Source organism: Staphylococcus pseudoxylosus (genome assembly GCF_044794325.1).
Taxonomy (GTDB): Bacteria; Bacillota; Bacilli; order Staphylococcales; family Staphylococcaceae; genus Staphylococcus; species Staphylococcus pseudoxylosus.
Map to the genome: position 1 here is coordinate 341,691 of NZ_CP085024.1, position 22,562 is coordinate 364,252.

The following is a 22,562-nucleotide window of genomic DNA, read 5'->3' on the forward strand; positions in this document are numbered from 1 at the left end:
TATAAAATATAAAAGGAAGTGTCACTATGCTAAAAACAGTATCACCTTATTTGTTTTTTAATGGCACATGTAGAGAAGCTTTACAATTTTACAGTGAAATATTAGAAGGTACAATTAAAGGTGTAATGACGTATGGAGAAGCAAATGAGAAAGTTGCTGATGACCCTGAGCGTGTTATTCATAGTCAATTAGAAGTAGATGGACAGTTATTTATGTTATCCGATATTCCTAAAGATGATAACTCGATGCTTCAAGATCGTAATGTTTATATTGTGCTTGAGTTTGATAGCGAGGAAGCATTAACACGTGCCTATAACCAATTAAAGGCAGACGGCGAAGTACAAATGGAGCTTGATGACATGTTTTGGGGAGCTAAGTACGCCAAACTCATTGATAAGTATGACATTGGGTGGGACCTAAGTTATACAAAACCATCATAAACAAATTGATATAAAAATGCCCACGTTCACTTAATTGAGCGTGGGCATTACTTATAATCATTACTGACCATTAAAAAGTACAAATGAGTTTAAAGTGATAGTAATTAAGGGTTAACTATTCATTATCATTATAAGTTTTAATGAGCTATTGATAATACATTGTAGAGGTGAAAACAGCAGTTACGTTTCCACGATTTCGATAACAGTGTGGTACATCACTGTTAAAACGAAAAGCTTGATGATGGTTAATTGTATATATTGTTGAACCAACTTCTATTTCAAGGCTACCTTCGTTTACAATGATATATTCTTCGGAACCCATATGGTGAGGTGCTGAGTCCATTTTCCCCTCTGGTTCTATTACCATTTTAAACATTTCAAATTTCTTATGATCATCGTATGGAAAATATGGATAAATGGTAACTTTATCATCAATGATTGGCACAATGTCAGATTCATCAATAAAATCTACTGTATCATTATTTAATGATGTTAATTGTGATAAAGATAGATGAAGTCCATTGGCAATTTTCCAAAGGGTTGTAATTGTAGGATTTGAATTTCCTTTTTCAATTTGGCTTAACATATTTTTGCTGACTCCAGTCGCCTTTGCAACTTTCTCTAAGCTAAGCTGATGCTTCCTACGATGGTCGGCAATGTTTTTCGCTACTATATTCTGAATATTATACAAATGCATCGCTCCTATTTACAATATAACGTACATATCGTACCATATAGTGTGTTGATTTTAAAATAATCCCCTCAAGGTGGTAAGGTATGGAAAATTATAGAAAAACAAAACCATTTAATTGGTTATTATTTATAGGTATTTTATTAGTTGGCGCCAATTTACGAGCGCCTATAACTTCTATAGGTGTTGCATTACCAGATATAAAAGCAGATTTAGCATTATCCAATAGTGCTGTTAGTGTGGTTACAGTTGTACCTTTGTTAGCCTTTGCTGTAATTTCATTATTTGCTGCTAGAACGAGTAATAGGTTAGGACTTGAGAAAACGATTTTCCTAGCTTTATGCTTAATATTAATAGGTATTATTGTTAGGTCAGTTACGGGTGTTTCATGGTTGTACATAGGCACTATATTGATTGGTATAGGTATTGGTTTTGGTAACGTGCTCGCACCAGCAGTTATTAAAGCGAAGTTTCCACTGCATATTGGTATTATGACTGGTTATTATACTGTTGTTATGAATGTCTTTGGGGGCTTATCTTCATATGGAACAGCGCCATTAGTAAAAGCCTTTAACTATAATATTGCGATCAGTGTTATTGGCATTGTAACGCTTTTAACAATTATTTTATGGTCATTCCAATTAAAGGGTAAACAAGAGATGACGACCGCCATATCTGGAAAAAGTATTAATGTATGGAAATCTCCGTTATCATGGCAGATTACTATACTAATGGGAGGACAGTCGCTGATATTTTACGCACTTATAAACTGGATGCCAGCATACCTTGCACAAAGTGGCATGTCAATCAATGAAGCGGGTGCTTATCTATCGGTGCTTCAAATATCAATTATCCCATTTACATTTATTACACCTATTTTTGCTACAAAAATGAAATCTCAGTTTTTATTAACTTTTATTACTGGGTTATGTTTTATAGTAGGTGTTGTAATTATGATATTTATGCCACAATTAGCAATTGTATCAACAATTCTTATTGGGATGGCGGGTGGTATTGCATTCGGTTTAGTTAACACGTTCTTTAGTTTGAGAACAGAGCATAGTGAAACAGCTGCTAAATTGTCAGGCATGGCTCAATCTATCGGTTATTTATTTGCTGCAATTGGCCCATTACTATTTGGTATTTTACATGACATTACGGGTGAATGGTTAGCTTCATTATCCATTTTATTAATAACAGCATGTATTATCACGCTATTTGGTTCTCAAGCTGGTCGTAATCACACTATTGAACAAACTCTACAGAAATAACGCAAATCATTTTATAAATAATAGACTGAAGAAGATGGTAAAATTAAAGATTTTACAATATAATTGATTTTGATAATCATTGCACTTTTAGTAATATACATGTTGTATATTTAATTTAATTAGTAAATATTTTGATGGCTTTATAAATCTTTCGACAAGCCAAGCACAATGAGGTGAGTTTATGCAGTTAATTTTTGATCCAAGTGTAAGTCCGATCTACCGAGGTGTTTTAGCATTTTTCTTCGTAGTGAATATTATATTAGCACTTTTAATTGTATTTTTAGATAGAGATAGAAGAGATGCGACAGCAACTTGGGCATGGTTGTTCTTACTTTTCGTCATGCCTATATTAGGCTTCTTTATCTACATCTTCTTTGGTAGAGGTGTGCGTAAGAAACGTGAGCGAGGCTTTGCACATAACCAAATAGAGGATGGTATGAAACGTGTAGAATCTCAATTGAAACCATCGACAAATAAAATTAGTGATTCTGAAAATCCAATTGTAAGAAAACATAAAGATATTGCAACGACGTTATTAACAAAAGAACCATCATTTTTAAGTAATGATAATAATGTTGATATTTATACTGATGGCCATGATTTATTTGCGCAGATGAAAGAAGACTTACGTAATGCTAAGTCCTACATTCACATGGAATATTATGTTTTAGAATTAGATGGTTTGGGCACTGAAATTGTTAATATTTTAGAAGAAAAAGCAAACGAAGGGTTAGAAGTTAAACTATTATATGATGCAGTAGGTTCAAAATCTGTCCACAAATCAAAATTCAAATCATTCCAAGAAGCGGGTGGCCAAGTTGAAGCATTCTTTCAAGCCAAAATTCCTTTAATCAATTTTAGAGTGAATAATAGAAATCACCGTAAAATTGTTGTCATTGATGGTATGACTGGTTATGTCGGAGGCTTTAATATTGGAGATGAATACTTAGGATTAAATGAAAAATTTGGTTATTGGAGAGATACGCATCTAAGAGTTAGAGGTGATGGCGTAGATGCATTACAGCTAAGCTTTATTCATGATTGGAACTCGCAAGCTAAACGTGAGCAATTAGATTATAATGAAAAATATTTCCCAGAAAATGCGAATCAAGGCGGCGATGTGTCCATGCAATTAGCACTCAGTGCGCCAAGTGATAATTGGCATCAAATTGAATTTGGTTACATGAAGATGATTATGAAAGCTGAGAAATCTATTTATATGCATAGTCCGTACTTTATTCCGGATAAAGGTTATATTAATGCTTTGCGTATTGCTGCTAAGTCAGGTGTGGATGTACGTTTGATTATACCTTGCAAACCGGATCATATATTTGTATATTGGGCTACAATTTCAAGTGTGGCTCAGCTTATACGAGATGGTGTTAAAGTTTACACATATGAAAATGGCTTCATCCACTCTAAAATGATGATTATAGATGACGAAGTTGCAAGCGTAGGTTCTGCCAATATGGATATCCGAAGTTTTGAATTAAACTTTGAAATCAATGCCTTTATGTATGATGAACGTATTACTAAAAAACTTAAAGACGCTTTCTTTGAAGATTTGAAAGTATCACAAGAATTGACAGAAGCGCGTTATAATCAGCGTTCTAATTGGATTAAATTTAAACAAGCTATTGCAAAATTAGCTTCACCTATATTATAAGTGAGAATGATAGTATCCCGAAAAAGAGATAACTGTTGCATCAGCACATAGATAAGAATTGGGGTATCAATCCTAGAAAAGAAGCATTCAGATGATTTAATTCAATTCATCTGAGTGCTTCTTTTTGTTCAATACTTCGTATTGTTGGCTCGCTTACTTAGGGGACAGCTTCAGCCTGTGGTTTTCAGCTCGTCCTGTCCCCTCAATAGTCTCGCCAAAATACGTCGCATTTATATGATATAATTTATAAAATCATGAATTACTATAGCTAATAGTAATAATAATTTATTTATTGAATAATAGAGAGGTGTGCCTATGCAGCGTGATACAAATCAATATATCTATAGACAATTATATAAACGTTTGAAGTCTGATATGCTAGCTTCTAAATACGAAAGCCATGAAAAGTTACCTTCCAAAAGAAATATGGCGAAGCATATGAATGTAAGTGTGAATAGCGTCAAAGCCGCATATGAACAATTATTAGCTGAAGGATATATTTATACAGAAGAGCGAAAAGGCTATTTTGTGGAGCCATTAGATAAATTAATAATTAACCCAGAAGCCCAAAATACACTTGCTTCGTATAAAAGTGCTGCAGAAATAGATTATGACTATTCATTTTCTCATATGAGCACTGACATATCTGAATTTCCAATAGATATATGGACAAAATTAACCAAACGTGTCTTTCAAGACTATGATCATTACCTCTCATCAATCCCAAATGTGAAAGGGCCAATAGAATTAAGGCAATCTATTGCTAAACTCGTCTCTTATCAAAGAGGTATTCAATGTCATCCAGAACAAATAATTATTGGTTCAGGCACCAATACATTATTAATGAAATTGATACAACTCATGTCTGAAAATGTGAAGATTACAGTCGAAAATCCAGGTTATTCTAGGTTCAGGACTATATTGCAGCAAACACAAACACAAATGGTTCCTGTTTCATTAGATAATAAAGGTATTTCTATAGAAGAAATTAAAAAGGTACAACCAGATGCTATTATTGTGACACCTTCGCATCAATTTCCTATGGGCACCATTATGCCTGTATCTAGACGTATAAGCTTATTAAACTGGGCGAGTAAGACGCACAGTTACATTATTGAAGATGATTATGATAGCGAATTCAAATATGAAACGGATAATATTCCTTCACTATTTAGTTTTGATAAAAATGAACGCGTAATATATTTAGGGACTTTTTCAAAAACGTTAATGCCAGCGTTGCGTATCAGTTATATGATATTACCAGCGAAATTAGTTCGAAAATTTGAAGTACAAAATCAAAGTACAATTCCTGATTTTTCAATATTAAATGCTTTAACATTAAATTTACTGATTAAAGAAGGACACTATGAAAAATATCTAAAAAGGATGCATCAGTTATACGGTAAAAAGAGGGCATATCTTATTGAGGAATTGCAAATGACATTTGGTAATAATATTGATATCAAAGATACGCAAGCAGGTTTACATTTTATTATTGAAGTTGTTTCACCGTATACTTATGAAGAAATTGAAGTCCGAGCTAAGGAATTTAAATTAGAGCTTTATACAATAAATCGTTTTAATGTGAAAGCGCTTCAAAATAATAGTGAGCGAAAGACATTGATTATTGGTTTCTCTAAAATCGAACAACAGCAAATACCTGAAGCGGTTCAACGTTTAAAAAAAGTAATCATTGATCCATCTGGTACCATATAATGAGTTAAACTGGTACTTTACAGAACACCAATAATATTTTAAATTTTTAGACAATAAATGAAATAACATTTGTAATTAAGTTATAGGAGGTTTCATGATGTCAGTTAAATTTAATTATTATAAAGAACAACGTGAAAAATATGTAGCACGCGGTGTAGGAAACGGAAATTTGCATGTTGCTAATGAAGCACAAAGTGCAACCATTAAAGATGTCGAAGGTAATGTATTTATTGATTTTGCCGGCGCAATTGGAACATTGAATGTAGGACATACACATCCTGAAATTACGAAGCACTTAAAAACGCAATTAGATAAATTTATACATCCAGGGTTTAATGTGATTATGTATGAAAGTTATCTAAACTTAGCGCAAAAGTTAACAGAGATTACACCAGGTAGCTTTGAAAAAAAATCAATATTGCTTAATTCGGGCGCAGAAGCTGTAGAAAATGCAGTGAAGATTGCAAGAAAATATACTGGCAGACAAGCGGTCGTTTCATTTGTAAGAGGATTTCATGGTAGAACAAATTTAACTATGTCAATGACAAGTAAAGTGAAGCCTTACAAATTTGGTTTCGGTCCATTTGCACCAGAAGTTTATCAAGCGCCTTACCCAAATATTTCAGAAAAATCTGAAGAATTATCAGATGAAGCTTATACAGACCAAATTATCAATAAATTACATGATTTCTTTATAGAAACAGTAGACCCAAGTGATGTGGCTTGTATTGTTATGGAACCTGTTCAAGGTGAAGGTGGGTTCATTATCCCAGATTCTAAATTTGTAAAAGCAGTCAAACAAATTTGTGAAGATAATGGTATTGTCTTTGTAGCTGACGAAATTCAAAGTGGTTTTGCTAGAACGGGCAAAACTTTTGCTATAGAACATTTTGATATTGAACCAGATTTAATCACTGTTTCTAAATCTTTAGCTGCAGGCTTTCCATTAAGTGGTGTAGTTGGTAAGGCAGAAATCATTGATAGTGCTGCACCAGGAGAATTGGGTGGTACTTATGCTGGAAATCCATTAGCTTGTGAGGCTGCGCTTAAAGTTATTGAAATTATAGAGACAGAAGATTTAAACGGTAAAGCAGAACAACTAGGTTATAACTTAGAAACATATCTAACATCATTGAGCGAAACATATGATCAAATCTCAAGTATACGTCGATTAGGTGCCATGGTTGCTTTTGAAGTAGTTAATCCTGAAACCGGTGAACCTGATAAAGCATTAACAGGTAAACTTGTACAAGTAGCAAATGAAAAAGGTCTATTGTTGTTATCTGCCGGTATTAAAGGCAATGTTATTCGATTCTTACCACCTTTAGTTATTACAGATGACGAGTTAAATGAAGGCTTACGTATTTTAACTGATGTGTTTGAGACTGTAATTACTAAAGAAGGTATCGCATAAACAGTTATACTTTATGCTTTTTTGATATAGGGTATGGATAATTATAAGTATTTTATAATTGATCAATAAAAAGGAGACCTTAATATGACAAAATTAGAAGTATTTAACCCAGCTACAAATGAAGTCATTGAACGCTTAGATTATACAAGTGGCGAAGATATTCAAGCACAAGTGGAACGAGCACATAAAGCATTTCAACAATGGAAAAAAGTAGACGCTCACGAACGTTCTGCTAAATTATTGAAATGGGCAGAACTTATAGATGAACATCAAGATGAATTAGCACGACTCATCACATTAGAGGGCGGTAAACCACTTGCTGAAGCAAAAGGTGAAGTTACTTATGCTAATTCTTATGTGAAGTGGTATGCAGAAGAAGCAAAACGTGTTTATGGTCGCACAATTCCAGCCAATGCTTCGTCTAAAAAAATTATTATAGATAAATTCCCAGTAGGCGTTGTTGGGGCAATTACGCCATGGAATTTCCCGGCAGCTATGATTACGCGGAAAATGGCACCAGCCTTAGCAGCCGGTTGTACAATTATTTGTAAACCAGCAGTAAAAACGCCATTAACTACAATTAAGTTAGTAGAACTTGCCCATGAAGCTGGCTTCCCTAAAGATGCTATTTCTTATATTATTGCATCTGGTAAAGAAGCAGGTGATTTATTTACTGAACATGAACTTATCAGTAAAGTGACATTTACTGGGTCAACTGCAGTGGGTAAAACATTGATAGAACAATCAGCACAACAGGTTAAAAATGTAACAATGGAATTAGGTGGACTCGCACCGTTAATTGTGCATAAAGATGCGGATATTGATGCAGCTGTTGATGGAACAATTGCTTCTAAATTTAGAAATGCAGGTCAAACGTGTATATGTGCCAATAGAATTTATGTACATCAAGATATCGCAGAGACATATACAGAGAAATTAATAGAAAAAGTGCATGCACTGACTGTAGGTAATGGTTTAGAAAATGACGTGAAAGTAGGACCACTTATCGATGCACAAGCTGTTAAGAAAGTATTAACGCATATAACTGATGCGCAAGAGAAAGGCGGAGAGTTGTCGCGTAGCATTGAAGAGATTCAATCGTTAGGTGGAAATTTCTTGAAACCAGTAGTTATCTCTAACGCAAATTTGGATATGAAAGCTATGCATGAAGAAACATTTGGACCAGTTGCACCAGTTATGACATATGAAGATTTAGATGAAGTTATTCAAATAGCGAATGATACAGAATTCGGTTTAGCATCATACTTCTTTACTAATGACTATCGTACTGGATTAAAATTCTTTAATGAATTAGAGTATGGCGTTATTGGTTGGAACGACGGAGGCCCTTCTGCTGCACATGCACCGTTTGGTGGTTTGAAAGAAAGCGGATATGGCAGAGAAGGTGGCATAGAAGGTATTGAACCGTATTTAGAAACAAAATATCTTTCTATTCAAGAATAACTTTAGAAATGAATGCTTAAAGTACTTTCAATTGAAATATAAACAAGGGTTGAAGATTTAAGAAATAATAATTAATTCAGGACAAGGTTGTAAGCACAGTAATTAAGTCATATTACTGTGCCGACCTTGTAAAATTATTATTTTAATTTGAAGAATGTAATGGGGTATGTTCAATGAAATCACAAAAATCACAGTTTGATAAATCAATGAATATTGTTGATGTCTTATTTCTTGCAATCGGCGCCATGCTTGGATGGGGATGGGTCGTATTATCGGGAGAATGGGTGTCAACAGCAGGCTTTGTAGGAAGTATTGTTGCCTTTTTAATAGGAGGATTTTTAGTAATTGTAATTGGTCTTACATACGCAGAACTTGCTTCTGCAATTCCAGAAACTGGTGGAGGATTTGTCTTTGTAAAAAAAGCATTTTCACCTGGTATTGCTTTTATTTCTGGTTGGTCAGTATTATTTGGCTATGTATCAGTAATTACATTTGAAGCGGTGGCTTTACCAACAGTAATAGATTATGTTGTTCCTTTTCAACATCAAGGATTTATGTGGAATATTGCTGGATGGGACGTGTACTTAACATGGGTGTTAATTGGTTCTGTTGGTAGTATTGTCTTAACGTCATTAAATTACTTTGGTGTTAAACCTGCAGCGATAATGCAGACAGTTTTTACAATCTTTATAGTTTCGGTCGGTTTGTTACTTGTTTTTGGTGCTGGATTTAATGGCAATTTCAGTAACTTAAAGCCGTTTGAACATGGTGTAGGTGGAACAATGTCCGTATTGATGATGATTCCTTTCCTATTTGTTGGGTTTGATGTGATACCACAGATTGCTGAAGAGGTAAAAGCACCTTCTAAAAAAATAGGTGGTATTTTAATCTTATCGATTATTGCATCTGTGATTTTTTATTTACTTATTGTTTTTGGTGTCGCAACAGGATTATCTCCAAAAGCACTTGATACAAGCAGTCTAGCTACAGCTGATGCAATGGTAAATCTTTTTGGGCATAGTGGATTTGGCGTTTTACTCGTACTGGGTGGCGTCGCAGGTATTATTACCAGTTGGAATGCATTTATTATAGGTGGTAGTAGGATTTTGTATGCTATGGCTAAAAACAAAATGATTCCACAATGGTTTGCTTATATTCACCCTAAATTCAAAACACCAACACATGGTATTTTATTTTTAGGTGTACTTGCATTTGTAGCGCCATTATTAGGAAGACCAGCACTTTCATGGATTGTTAATGCTGGAGGTATTGGTGTCGTATTAGGTTATTTATTAGTGGCAATTTCATTTTTAAAATTGCGTAAGACACAACCTGATCTAGAAAGACCGTACCGTATTAGAAATGGTAGAGTTGTTGGTATTATTGCAGTTGTACTTAGTATTTTGTTTATAATTATTTATCTTCCTGGCATGCCTTCGTCACTCGCTTGGCCAGCAGAGTGGTTAATCGTATTAGCGTGGTACTTTGTTGCCTTTGTCCTTTATTTTACTCAAAAGAGAAGAGTGACAACTGGCCGACAAGTAACAATACAAGGTGATGAACAATCTAATTAGTATTGAATAAAAAAAGATGACTCGATTTCTATAAGCTGGTTTAAGCAGCAATAGAAATTGAGTCATCTTTTTCTTTTTATATGTGAAGTGGCAATAGTAAATAGATTGTTACTTAGCGTTTAATGAACCATATAAAATCATAATATGATTAACATATCATATCTTTAACTAGCTATATTGATACGTTGATCTCCTGGTTTAATCCATTGTTTATTTAAGAAAAATTTATATAACATAAAGCTGAGACATGAAGGTAGCAAAATATGGAATATAGCTATCAGCAACCATGTTTGAATCGAACCACCCATTGTATTAATCGTCATAATTTGACCTATAAAGCCACTTGTACCCATACCTGCACCTGCAGGATTATTCGTCATAGGGAATAGTGTTGTCATAATTGGCGCAACAATGGCACTTGCAAGTGTTGGCGGTAAGAGAATCATTGGATTTTTAATAATATTCGGAACCTGTAACATGCTCGTTCCAATTCCAATTGATAGTAAGCCACTCCATCCATTATCTTTATAACTATTGACCGCAAATCCAACCATTTGGGAAGCGCAGCCAATAGTGGCTGCGCCAGCAGCTAAACCACTTAAATCAAGCATCAAAGCCAGTGCTGCGCTAGAAATAGGTGCTGTTAAAGCTAGGCCAAATATAACAGACACGACTATTCCCATAACTAATGGTTGCTGTTCTGTCCCAACTATAATCACTTTGCCTAAGCCAGTCATGAATTGATTTAAAGCTGGACCAAATAGTTTTGCTATCGCCCCACCCACTACAATGGTAAGTAAAGGCGTGATGATGATATCTATTTTTGTCTTACCAGCATAAAGTCTGCTTAATTCAACAACAATAAGTGTTGCTATATATGCACCAACAGCGCCCCCACCAAATGTGTCATAACCAAGGGTCCCAACGATAACACAAGAAAAAATAACTAGAGGTTTTGCACCTAGACCATAAGCTATAGCAACACCAATTGCTGCTCCAGTTACGGACATAGCTACCTTGCCTATTTCAGATAAGAAAGATAAATTGAGTTGAGATATCAAAGTTTGGCTTCCTAATGTTTCTAAAATTAGTCCAATGATTAATGAACCAAATAAGCCAAGTGCCATAAAACTTAGTGCTTCAATAACCCATCTATGTAAATGATTTTTCATTAAGTATGCTCCCTGTTTTTTAAATGAAGTTATTTTATAAATTAATATTAGTATATAGATAGTTTTCAGTGTTGGCTAGTTTATTTAGAAATTGATACAACTATTGTTATATATTAGTGGAATAAAATTTGAGGCTAGGACACAAATACAATGTCCCAGCCTCAGAAAGCTTAATGATTTAATTTATATAGCGATACGTGTTACGAAACTATAAGAATGAATACTTAGTTTTTATTAACCGAAGCATCATAGATAGATTCAACTGTTTCGCCTAAAATTCTGTCGAACTCTTCATCTGATTGATTTACATTTAAATCATTGATTAGTGCACGAGAGAAACTTGCTATTAAGTCTTTATTTTGTTTAAGTACTTCATTAGCATGTTCTCTGCTATAACCACCAGATAACGCAACGACGCGAACAACGTTTGGATGATTAATTAGTGATTGATATTGGTCTGCTTTAGTAGGGATAGTTACTTTAAGCATTACTAATTGATCATCAGTTAATTTATTTAATTCTTCTAATATAGAATCAGTTAAGTAAGCTTCGATTTCTTCTTTGTTTTCAGCATTAATATTAACTTCAGGTTCAATAATAGGAACTAAACCTGCAGCAATGATTTGTTTAGCTACTTCAAATTGTTGTTTAACTACTAAATCAATACCATCTTTATTAAGTTCTAAGATATTAGAACGCATTTTAGTTCCAAAAATTTTATGTTCGTTTGCACGGCTTAATAAATCGTCTAATTCAGGCATTGGTTTCATCAATTGAACGCCATCTTTTTGTTCATCTAAACCTTTATCTATTTTTAAGAATGGTACGATACCTTTATCTGCAAGGTAGTCACCAGTATGTTTACCTTCTACTTCACGATCCATTGTTTGTTCGAAAAGGATTGCACCAACAATTTTATCAGAGCTAAATGAAGGTGATGAAACAATACGTGTACGCATGTCATGAACGAGTTTGAACATTTCATCTTCACTATTGTATTGATCTTCAGTAACACCATAGTCGCTTAGCGCTTTAGGTGTACTACCACCACTTTGGTCTAATGCTGCAATGAATCCTTTACCATTTTTTACTTTGTCAAATTGTTCTTTATTCATTCTTACCACTCCTTTTACTTTATTCAATTAATAGTATGATAAAAAACTGTCTGAAACGCAAGTTGTAGGCACCTTGTATAACAAAATATAATAAAAATTCTATCTATTATAAAAAATACGTAATAATAATTGTATCTATTTTGTAACGGATATCAAAAATATAGGTGTTGGGTTATAGAAAGCGTCCTTCTCATTATAAATACGATGATATACGCCTTCATCAAGATGTATATGATTAAAGCCTAATGCTTTAAGTATTTGAATATCATATTGTGGTCGAGGCTGATGATTAATTGGGATACTCTGCTTAATAGCTTCGCTTTCTGCTAGCATATCTTTATCAAGTGTGTCATGAGCATGATTTGACCCAATCGATTTATAGGATTCAAATGAATCTTTACCATAATCAGCATCAATATTTATCAGCTTACCCTGTGGTTTTAATACGCGTAACCACTCTTTATAAGCAGCATTTGTATTTGGTAGGAGCCAAGTTACATTTCTTGAGATAACAATATCAAATGTTTCATCTTCAAAGTCTAGATTTTCAGCGTCCATAATCCTGAAATCTAGATTTTGTTTGAAGTGTTGTGCATTTGCTTTAGCATGTTCTATCATTTCTGGTGAAAGATCTATACCAGTAACTGTTCCTCCGTGTTGAGTGCATAAGATTGCTAAAAATCCAGCACCAGTACCGATATCTAATATTTTCATCCCTTTATGTATAGGGGCAATTTGATTGATTTCATCAATCCAGGTTAATGCATGCTTACTCTCTAATTCTGCTTGTTTATTTTCGCCAAAAGAGCCAGCTCGTTTATCCCAGTAATTAACAATTTGTGATTTTACCATTTTGCAGTACTCCTTTATTTTATTTGACTCAAAAGTTTCTTATCTTATTATAGAATATTTGAGCGAAAAAGTGAGTTAAGAGAATTAAAACATTAAAATTTTGCAAATGATTGCCAATAATGGCATTCATTTTATCTAATTAAAAAATATTGATTTTATACTTTTTTAGGTATTAAGAATTTATTTTTTTATAATAATTAATTCTGTTTTTTTGAATTCAAACAAAAAAAGTAAAACAAATATTTATGCATTAATATAGTATAAATATCCAAATAGTAAAATTGTAAGATTCATTAATTACGTTAAATTTAAACTTAACACTGTGATTGTGGCGATTTTTATATGATGGACAAATGTTTGTTTTATATAATTATTCATATTTTGGTGGAGATATTTTTGAATGTAATTTGCATTATTATTTAAAGTTCGTTAGGCTCATGTTTGTGAATTAATATTTTGTTTTGCTAACATTTATTTATTTTAGCAACTTATACATAGTTAAGAAAACTAAATTCAGGGGTGTTCAAAAATGGAAAAGAATAAAGTCATGGATTGGACGACCTTTATAGGATCATCGATAATTTTACTTATTGCAGTAATTCCTATGATGGTCTTTCCAAAAGCAAGTCAAGATATTATTACTAAAATGAACGATGCTGTTTCTAGTTCAATAGGTTCTATATATTTACTAATTGGCTTAGCAACATTGATTTTCGTATTATACATAGCTTTTGGTAAATATGGAAACGTAACTCTAGGTAAAGCAACAGATAAACCTGAGTTCAATAATTTTAGTTGGGCTGCAATGCTGTTTTGTGCTGGTATTGCTTCTGATATTTTATACTGGGGTATCATTGAATGGGCATTTTATTATCAAGATCCTCCACATGGTGGTAAAGGGATGACAGATAGTGCGCTTAATTATGCAACTATGTATGGTATGTTCCACTGGGGGCCAATTGCATGGGCGACCTTTGTATTACCGGCGCTTTGTATTGGTTATCTTGTATTTGTGAAAAACAAACCAGTTTATAAAATTAGTCAGACATTACGTCCTATATTAAAAGGACAAACAGATGGTATTGTCGGAAAAATAGTTGATATTGTCTTCATTTTTGGTTTGTTGGGCGGAGCAGCTACATCATTAGCATTAGGTGTGCCGATGATTACAGCAGGAATAGAGCGTCTTACAGGCATAGATGGAGATAATATGCTCATGAAGAGCATTATTTTGTTAGTTATTACAGCAATATTTGCTTATAGTTCATATTCAGGGTTGAAAAAAGGTATTAAAGTTTTAAGTGATGGAAACGTAATATTGTCATTTATATTACTCGGATTTGTATTAGTTGTAGGTCCGACCGTATTTATAATGGAAACAACAATCACTAGTATGGGTAATATGTTTAAAAACTTTTTCCAAATGGCAACATGGATTGAACCGTTTGGTGGTATAGGGGGACGTGAAGAAACAATGTTCCCTCAAAAATGGACAATATTTTATTGGGCATGGTGGATAGTTTATGCACCATTTATTGGATTATTTATTGCACGTATATCAAAAGGTCGTACACTAAAAGAACTTGTTTTAGGTACGCTAGTATATGGAACATTAGGCTGTATGTTATTCTTTGGTATCTTTGGAAACTATGCAGTATATTTACAAATAAGTGGTCAATTTAATGTAATTGAATTCTTAAATACGCATACTACTGAAGCAACAATTATTGAAGTACTACATCATTTACCGTTTCCAAACTTGGTTATCGTGCTATTCTTGGTTTCAGCAATCTTATTCTTAGCAACAACATTTGACTCTGGTTCCTACATTTTAGCTGCAGCATCACAGAAAAAAGTGATTGGTGAGCCATTAAAAGCAAATCGCTTATATTGGGCATTTGCTTTGTGCTTGTTACCATTTGCGTTAATGTTAGTAGGTGGTGAACGTGCATTAGATGTATTGAAAACAGCTTCCGTATTAGCAAGTGTGCCAGTACTTGTTGTGTTTGTAATGATGATGATTTCCTTCTTAAGGACATTGTCTGAAGATCGACTCAAACTGGAGCACCGTGCTGATAAATATAGAGAAGTAGAACGCCGTTCATTAAGAATTACGCAAGTGAGAGAGAAAAAAGAAGACGACAATCTATAAAGTGCAAAATAGCTGCCGACAGCATGTCGGCAGCTATTTTTATAATTTTATTAATTAAATGAGAATGCAACGCCACATATTATCGAATAGGGTTAAATTAAGTATATAAGACAAAAATGAAGGTGAATCATTAACAGAATAAGTAATAGAATCTTTATTTTTATAAATCCGAAAACTTATTCTTCTCTGTGCGTTTCTTCTGGTATGGGGAAGTATTTGAAGATTTCGCCACTTTCAAGCGCATCACTTAATTGATCTAACCATTCATAATAAGGCAATGTATCAACGAGTTGCTGTTTAGTTTCAACTGCTTCACTCTTAGTAGCCGCATCAACGTTTTTATCATTGATGATTTTATCTAAAATTGCAACTGAATCATGGACAGCTTCAGCGTTAATGACAATTTCTCTTCTCCATTTTCGAGTGAAGAAATTTCTGAAGAAATTAAAGAAATCTTTTTCGGCTATGAAATGCTGTTTTCTACTTCCACGAGTGAATTGTTGTTTTACGATATCAAATTCTTGGAGCCTTTTAACGCCAGCACTCATACTCGGCTTACTCATTTGTAACTGTTCGCGCATTGCGTCCAACGTCATACTATCTTCGAAAAGCATAGTACCAAATAAATTTCCAACGCTTCTATTGATACCGTATAAATCCATGGTCTCACCAATGGCATTGATAACAATATCTTTGGCTTCGTCTAATTGATTTTCAGGGTTGTTAGAATGTACCAATATGTACACCTCCGATTAAAAAATTTTAAGTTCAAATTAAGGAAAGACAATTCATCTAAGTAATATAGATACTAGATAATAATTGAAAATGAGTGTGTAATATTTGAACTCGTTTGACACCCTTTCAATTACTATGCTAACATAAACTCTATAAAATTCGTTAAATAAAAATTTAACAAACTTAACGGAGGTAATTTTAATGGAACTTGTAAAAAATTTATCTCGTCGTCAATTTATTGATGGTGAGTGGGTTGAAAGCTCAAATAAAGAAACAAGAAAAATTATTAATCCATTTAATCAAGAAGTGATTTTTGAAGTTGCAGAAGGAACAGCCGATGATAGCGAGCGTGCAATATTAGCAGCTAGACGTGCATTTGAAGATGGTGAATGGGCTAACGAAACAAGTGAAAATCGCGGTAAGAAAGTGAGAGCAATCTCTGACTTAATCGTTAAGCATCGTGAAGAATTAGCTAAACTTGAAACATTAGACACTGGTAAGACGTTAGAAGAATCTTATGCTGACATGGACGATATTGCTAATGTATTTAATTTCTTTGCTGGACTAGCAGACAAAGATGGCGGTGAAATCATAGATTCACCAATTCCAAATACAGAAAGTAAAGTTATCAAAGAACCAATTGGTGTCGTTACACAAATCACACCGTGGAATTATCCTTTACTTCAAGCATCTTGGAAAATAGCACCTGCATTAGCTACAGGATGTTCATTAGTCATGAAACCGAGTGAAATTACTCCGTTAACAACTATTCGTGTATTTGAATTGATGGAAGAAGTAGGCTTCCCACAAGGTGTAATTAACCTTGTACTAGGTAAAGGTTCAGAAGTAGGCGAGCCACTATCATCACATAAAGAAGTGGACCTAGTATCATTTACCGGTGGTATTCAAACAGGTAAACATATTATGAAAAATGCGGCAGATCACGTAACAAATATTGCTTTAGAATTAGGCGGTAAAAATCCAAATATTATATTTGATGATGCTGACTTTGATTTAGCAGTAGATCAAGCATTGAATGGTGGATTTTTCCATGCAGGTCAAGTTTGTTCTGCAGGAGCAAGAATTATCGTGCATAACGATATTAAAGAAAAATTTGAAGCAGCACTTATAGAAAGAATAAAAAATATTAAATTAGGTAACGGTTTTGACGAAGATACAGAAATGGGACCAGTCATTTCAGCCGAACACCGTGAAAAAATTGAAAACTATATGGAAGTTGCTAAATCAGAGAATGCAACGATTGCAATTGGTGGTAAACGCCCTGAACGTGAAGATTTACAAGATGGTTTCTTCTTTGAACCAACAGTTATTACAGATTGTGATACGTCAATGCGTATTGTACAAGAAGAAGTGTTTGGCCCTGTTGTAACGATTGAAAGTTTCACAACTGAAGCAGAAGCAATTGAACTTGCTAACGATTCAATTTACGGATTAGCAGGTGGCGTGTTTACAAATGATGTTGGAAAAGCAGAACGCGTAGCAAATAAATTGAAAATGGGTACCGTTTGGATTAACGATTTCCATCCATATTTCGCACAAGCACCATGGGGTGGATACAAACAATCAGGTATTGGTAGAGAGCTTGGTAAAGCTGGGTTAGCTGAATATCAAGAAGAAAAGCATATTTTACGTAATACAAATCCAGAGCCAGTCAATTGGTTCGGTAAAGCATAACTAAATTATAAAATATATATAAAGAAGGCTAAATAACATTTAATAAATTCAGGAGGCAGTATAACAATGAAAGAATCATATGATTATATCATCATAGGTGGCGGCAGCGCTGGTTCAGTACTAGGTGGCCGTTTAAGTGAGGACGTATCAAATAATGTACTTGTTTTGGAAGCGGGACGTAGTGATTACCCATGGGACTTATTAATACAAATGCCAGCAGCTTTAATGTATCCGGCTGGAAATAAATTATATGATTGGATTTATGAAACGACACCAGAACCGCATATGGGTGGCCGTAAAGTTGGTCATGCACGTGGTAAAGTTTTAGGTGGTTCAAGTTCAATTAACGGTATGATTTATCAAAGAGGTAACCCGATGGATTATGAAAAATGGGCTAAACCTGAAGGTATGGATTCATGGGATTTTGCACATTGTTTACCGTATTTCAAACGACTAGAAACAACATTTGGTTCTACTAAAGATGATCCTTACCGTGGACATCATGGTCCAATCAAGTTAAGACGTGGCCCTGCTGATAACCCATTATTCCAGGCATTTTTCGATGCAGGCGTAGAGGCAGGTTATAATAAAACACCAGATGTAAATGGTTTCCGTCAAGAAGGATTTGGACCATTTGACAGCCAAGTGCATAATGGACGTCGTGTGTCGGCTTCTAGAGCGTATCTACATCCAGCGATGAAACGTAAAAACTTAGAAGTACAAACACGTGCCTTTGTTACTAAATTAAACTTTGAAGGTAATAAAGTGACAGGAGTTACATTTAAGAAAAATGGTAAAGAGCATACAGTAAATGCCAAAGAAGTTATCTTATCTGGTGGTGCAATTAACTCACCGCAATTATTACAATTATCAGGAATAGGTGATTCTGAACACTTACGTTCATTAGGCATTGAACCTCGTATTCACTTACCAGGTGTTGGTGAAAACTTTGAAGACCATTTAGAAGTTTATGTGCAACATGCATGTAAACAACCAGTATCAATGCAACCAAGTTTAAATAAATTGAAGATGCCATTTATTGGTTTACAATGGATATTAGGACGTAAAGGTGCTGCAGCATCAAATCACTTTGAAGGTGGCGGATTCGTTCGTTCTAATGAAGATGTAGATTATCCAAACTTAATGTTCCACTTCTTGCCAATAGCAGTAAGATACGATGGTACGAAAGCGCCAGCTGCTCATGGGTACCAAGTGCATGTTGGACCTATGTACTCAAACTCTCGTGGTCACTTGAAAATTAAATCAAAAGACCCGTTTGAAAAACCTGAATTTGTATTTAACTACTTATCTACTGAAGAAGATAAGCGCGAGTGGGTTGAAGCAATTAAAGTAGCTAGAAATATCTTGAAACAAAAAGCATTAGATCCATTCAATGGTGGAGAAATTTCACCAGGACCTGAAGTACAAACAGATGAAGAGATTATAGAGTGGGTAAAACGTGATGGTGAAACTGCGCTACACCCATCATGTAGTTGTAGAATGGGTCCAGCTTCAGATGAAATGTCTGTGGTAGATCCAGAAACATTCAAAGTTCATGGTATGGAGAATTTACGAGTGGTGGATGCTTCGGTAATGCCACGCACGACAAATGGTAATATCCATTCTCCAGTACTAATGATGGCAGAAAAAGCTTCTGATATCATTCGTGGTAAAAAACCATTAGAACCAGAATACATTGATTTCTATCGTCATGGTGTACATGATAAAGACGCTGGTACAGTTAAATAAATACTAGATATTTAGTTTAATATAGATAATCTTAAGACTGAGACAATTTTAATTGTCTCAGTCTTAATCATTATGTTAGCAGTAAATGAATACCTAATTTTATGTGTTTAGGGTTTATCGTTAAATAAAAAAATTGAAATACAAAAAGAGCCCGGACATTTCCAGGCTCTTTCTTTATTCAGAGGTAACTTATGCAAAAGCATTAGTATAGCTCTGTTTAATTTATTATTAGTTTTTTAGTCATTAAGTCTAAATGAAATGACTGTAATTAAAATTTAGGTTGTTACTACGCAATAAGGTAAAATAAATTACTCATGCTTTTTACCTGTAATTAAATCTGCAATTGCTTTAGAACCTTTACCTTTTTCTAATGAACAGAAGTCATTATAAAATTTATCAATTTTATCTTTATAATCTATAGCTATTTGATCTAAGTTTTTTAGCTCTTCTGTTAACTGGTAAGCATCTTGGTGGATAGGACCAGGTAAATCTTTGTGATAATCAAGATAGAAACCACGTAAGTCTTGTCCATATTTATCTAAATCATAAGCAAAGAAGAACTGTGGTCTCTTAAGCACGCCATAATCAAACATTACAGATGAATAATCTGTAATAAGACAATCTGAAATTAAATACAATTCAGAGATATCACTATAGTTTGACACATCAATTGCAAAGTCTTCATAACCACGTAAATCCAATGCATTAGAAATAAGATAATGCATTCTTAGTAATACGACATAGTCATCGCCTAATTGCGCTTGTAAATTATCTAAGTCAATTTGTAAGTTGAATAGATATTTACCTTTTTTGACGAATTCATCGTCTCTCCACGTTGGCGCATACATAATAACTTTCTTATCTGCAGGTAAGTTTAGATTTTCTTTAATTTGTTGAATATATGCTTTATCGTTTGCGTGATTCACCAACACATCATTTCTTGGGTATCCAATTTCAAGAATTTGTTCTGGATTCATCCAAAAAGCAGTTTCGAATATTTTAGATGAATAAGCATTAGGTGAAACAAGATAATCCCAACGGCTCGTTTCTTCTCTGAAATTACGTTTGTAATTATCAGTTGTTGTTCCAGGCATACGAATTACTTTCATATCATTTGCCAGACGTTTCAAAGGTGTACCATGCCAATTTTGAATATAAACTTGGTTAGGCTTTTTATTTAGATATAAAGGTAGTCTCGCGTTAGTTACCCAATATTTAGCTGTTGAATAAGCCTCATAATATGCTTTAGACCCTTTTTTAACTTTTTTAGCCGATCCAGGTAATTGAACTTTCGAAGGGTTTTTGAAGACCCATATAAATTCATAATTTGGGTGATGTTTCATCATATATTCGTAAATATATTTAGGACTATCACTATAATTTTTACCACCAAAGCTTTCAAATACGATTCTATTTGACTTCACTTTATCTTCACTGTCTGTTAACTGATACAGTGCGCGGTGTTTATTTTTTCTACGTAAAACAATATTTTTAACTAAACGTGCTTGCTTTCTAAATTGGTTCACTTTAAAAGCAAAATTGCGTTTGTTGAACATAAGCATTAATGATTCGATCATAAATAATGGTTTTTCATTTTTAAATATGGTAGGTAGTAATTCGCGCGTTACTTTTGGTAGTAATTCACTATTGTTTTCGTAACGTTCAGGTAGTTTTCTCAGTGATGGTTCAAAAGAACGTTTGAACAAGTTTTTCATTTTATTTTTAATGAATATCTTGTTTTCTTTTAGTGGTGCGCGTTTAACAGAATCTGAGAAACTATAGACGTAATCATTAAATATAATGCCAAAGTCTTGTTGTGATAATGCTGGTTTTAAAAATGGATCATAGATTTCCCCTTTAATATAGAAAGGGAATCGGCTGATACGCACGAAGTCGTTAGCATATTTAATGAATTCTAATATAAATGACCAATCAACAAAGATATTTAAATCTTCGTTAAATTGTAGATTATGCCCACGTGCAATCGCCGTTTTGAAAATAATGTTACAAACCGTTTGCTTACGTAAAAATTGGTTTGATTTTGTTTTTGTATTTAAATATTCTGTACGTACTAAATTTTGATCAACGTACTGAGGAATATCTAAAGTAAAAGAATGAATCGGCGCAATTAAAGCATCAAAACTATTCAATTTCTTCATATAAAATGATAAAGCATAAGAAGCTAGGTAATCATCCGAATCAATAAAAATGAAGTAAGGTGATTCAACTTCTTTAAGACCAATGTTTCTAGCGTGTGCATGGCCAGTATTATGTGGTAAATCTATTACTTTAATGGGGATATCCCATTCTTTAGTAGTTGCTGTCGCAATTTCTTTAGAATTATCAGTTGAACCATCATTAACTAAAATGAGTTCAAAATCTTGGAATCTTTGCTTTTTAAGACTACTCAAACATCTTTCGATATAATCTTCTGAGTTGTAATAAGTCACTATGACTGAAATGGACTTCATTATGTTCCCTCTTTTTTTAAAATTTTCTCTATATTTTTATACAAGGTAAAATATTAACAAATATCAATCTCAAATATCAAATATTAATACATAGGTAGAAAGACTGATTTTGTAAAATTACGCTCTGACATCATCGTATAGGTAGCATTGAATTATTAATTTAAAGCACATGTTAAAGCATGGTTTAAAACTGTAATCAAAAATAAACAGGTTTAGATACTTATGCAAAATAATCATAAATTACTTTAGTTCTTTTTTGCCTATTTATTTTTTGTAAAAGTGCTACTAATATATTTTACTATAAATTTACAATTAATATAGTGTGTAATTAAAATTTAAATCATATTAAACGCTTACATTTAGTTAAATTTTCAACTCTGATGCA

Annotated in this window: 16 protein-coding genes; 10 read left to right on the plus strand and 6 right to left on the minus strand. The window is 33.6% G+C overall.

Features of this window, described 5'->3' with window-relative positions; all coding sequences use genetic code 11:
• Nucleotides 1-26: 26 nt before the first annotated feature.
• Nucleotides 27-440, plus strand: a complete 414-nt coding sequence (locus tag LG295_RS01490) for a VOC family protein (protein ID WP_124227366.1) — start codon at nt 27-29, stop codon at nt 438-440.
• A gap of 145 nt (nt 441-585) precedes the next feature.
• Here LG295_RS01490 and LG295_RS01495 read toward each other — a convergent pair whose 3' ends face one another.
• Nucleotides 586-1,131 (minus strand): helix-turn-helix domain-containing protein, encoded by a 546-nt coding sequence (locus LG295_RS01495; protein ID WP_107558188.1) that lies wholly within the window; start codon nt 1,129-1,131, stop codon nt 586-588.
• A gap of 86 nt (nt 1,132-1,217) precedes the next feature.
• Between LG295_RS01495 and LG295_RS01500 the strand changes: the two genes are divergently transcribed.
• The 6 genes from LG295_RS01500 to LG295_RS01525 all read left to right on the plus strand — a co-directional run bounded on the left by LG295_RS01500 (nt 1,218) and on the right by LG295_RS01525 (nt 10,236).
• Nucleotides 1,218-2,402, plus strand: a complete 1,185-nt coding sequence (locus LG295_RS01500) for an MFS transporter (RefSeq protein WP_107558189.1) — start codon at nt 1,218-1,220, stop codon at nt 2,400-2,402.
• A gap of 181 nt (nt 2,403-2,583) precedes the next feature.
• Entirely contained in the window at nt 2,584-4,068 is a 1,485-nt protein-coding gene (cls, locus tag LG295_RS01505) for a cardiolipin synthase (protein ID WP_107529896.1), read from the plus strand.
• Nucleotides 4,069-4,383: 315 nt separating this feature from the next.
• Nucleotides 4,384-5,784 (plus strand): PLP-dependent aminotransferase family protein, encoded by a 1,401-nt coding sequence (locus tag LG295_RS01510; RefSeq protein ID WP_107529897.1) that lies wholly within the window; start codon nt 4,384-4,386, stop codon nt 5,782-5,784.
• Between the two features lie 97 nt (nt 5,785-5,881).
• Nucleotides 5,882-7,198 (plus strand): 4-aminobutyrate--2-oxoglutarate transaminase, encoded by a 1,317-nt coding sequence (gene gabT / locus LG295_RS01515; RefSeq protein WP_404476205.1) that lies wholly within the window; start codon nt 5,882-5,884, stop codon nt 7,196-7,198.
• Nucleotides 7,199-7,282: 84 nt separating this feature from the next.
• A complete protein-coding gene (locus tag LG295_RS01520) occupies nt 7,283-8,662 on the plus strand; it encodes an NAD-dependent succinate-semialdehyde dehydrogenase (RefSeq protein ID WP_107558191.1) in 1,380 nt (459 codons plus the stop codon).
• Between the two features lie 173 nt (nt 8,663-8,835).
• Entirely contained in the window at nt 8,836-10,236 is a 1,401-nt protein-coding gene (locus tag LG295_RS01525; RefSeq protein WP_318832565.1) for an APC family permease, read from the plus strand.
• A gap of 164 nt (nt 10,237-10,400) precedes the next feature.
• On the opposite strand, the gene LG295_RS01530 is transcribed toward LG295_RS01525, so the two are convergent.
• From LG295_RS01530 to LG295_RS01540, 3 genes are all read right to left on the minus strand, one after another.
• Nucleotides 10,401-11,408, minus strand: a complete 1,008-nt coding sequence (locus LG295_RS01530; protein WP_107529901.1) for a PTS transporter subunit IIC — start codon at nt 11,406-11,408, stop codon at nt 10,401-10,403.
• Between the two features lie 224 nt (nt 11,409-11,632).
• Entirely contained in the window at nt 11,633-12,523 is an 891-nt protein-coding gene (locus tag LG295_RS01535; protein WP_017723888.1) for a fructose bisphosphate aldolase, read from the minus strand.
• 135 nt (nt 12,524-12,658) lie between these two features.
• Nucleotides 12,659-13,375: a class I SAM-dependent methyltransferase gene (locus LG295_RS01540; protein WP_318832566.1), complete on the minus strand. Its 717-nt coding sequence runs from the start codon at nt 13,373-13,375 to the stop codon at nt 12,659-12,661.
• A 529-nt stretch (nt 13,376-13,904) separates the two neighbouring features.
• On the opposite strand from LG295_RS01540, the gene LG295_RS01545 reads away from it, so the two are divergent.
• On the plus strand, nt 13,905-15,527 hold the full coding sequence (locus LG295_RS01545) for a BCCT family transporter (RefSeq protein WP_017723886.1): 1,623 nt from the start codon (nt 13,905-13,907) through the stop codon (nt 15,525-15,527).
• A gap of 176 nt (nt 15,528-15,703) precedes the next feature.
• Here LG295_RS01545 and cudC read toward each other — a convergent pair whose 3' ends face one another.
• Nucleotides 15,704-16,264, minus strand: coding sequence for a choline uptake/conversion transcriptional regulator CudC (gene cudC, locus LG295_RS01550; protein ID WP_017723885.1), 561 nt, complete (start codon nt 16,262-16,264; stop codon nt 15,704-15,706).
• A gap of 199 nt (nt 16,265-16,463) precedes the next feature.
• Here cudC and betB point away from each other — a divergent pair, with 199 nt between their 5' ends.
• Nucleotides 16,464-17,957: a betaine-aldehyde dehydrogenase gene (betB, locus tag LG295_RS01555; protein WP_107558206.1), complete on the plus strand. Its 1,494-nt coding sequence runs from the start codon at nt 16,464-16,466 to the stop codon at nt 17,955-17,957.
• Between the two features lie 66 nt (nt 17,958-18,023).
• Nucleotides 18,024-19,706, plus strand: coding sequence for a choline dehydrogenase (betA, locus tag LG295_RS01560; RefSeq protein ID WP_107529905.1), 1,683 nt, complete (start codon nt 18,024-18,026; stop codon nt 19,704-19,706).
• A gap of 308 nt (nt 19,707-20,014) precedes the next feature.
• Here the strand turns inward: betA and LG295_RS01565 are convergent, their stop codons facing one another.
• Nucleotides 20,015-22,177 carry a bifunctional glycosyltransferase family 2 protein/CDP-glycerol:glycerophosphate glycerophosphotransferase gene (locus LG295_RS01565; protein WP_122062927.1) on the minus strand — a complete coding sequence of 721 codons (2,163 nt, stop codon included), beginning with the start codon at nt 22,175-22,177 and terminating at the stop codon, nt 20,015-20,017.
• Nucleotides 22,178-22,562 lie beyond the last annotated feature (385 nt).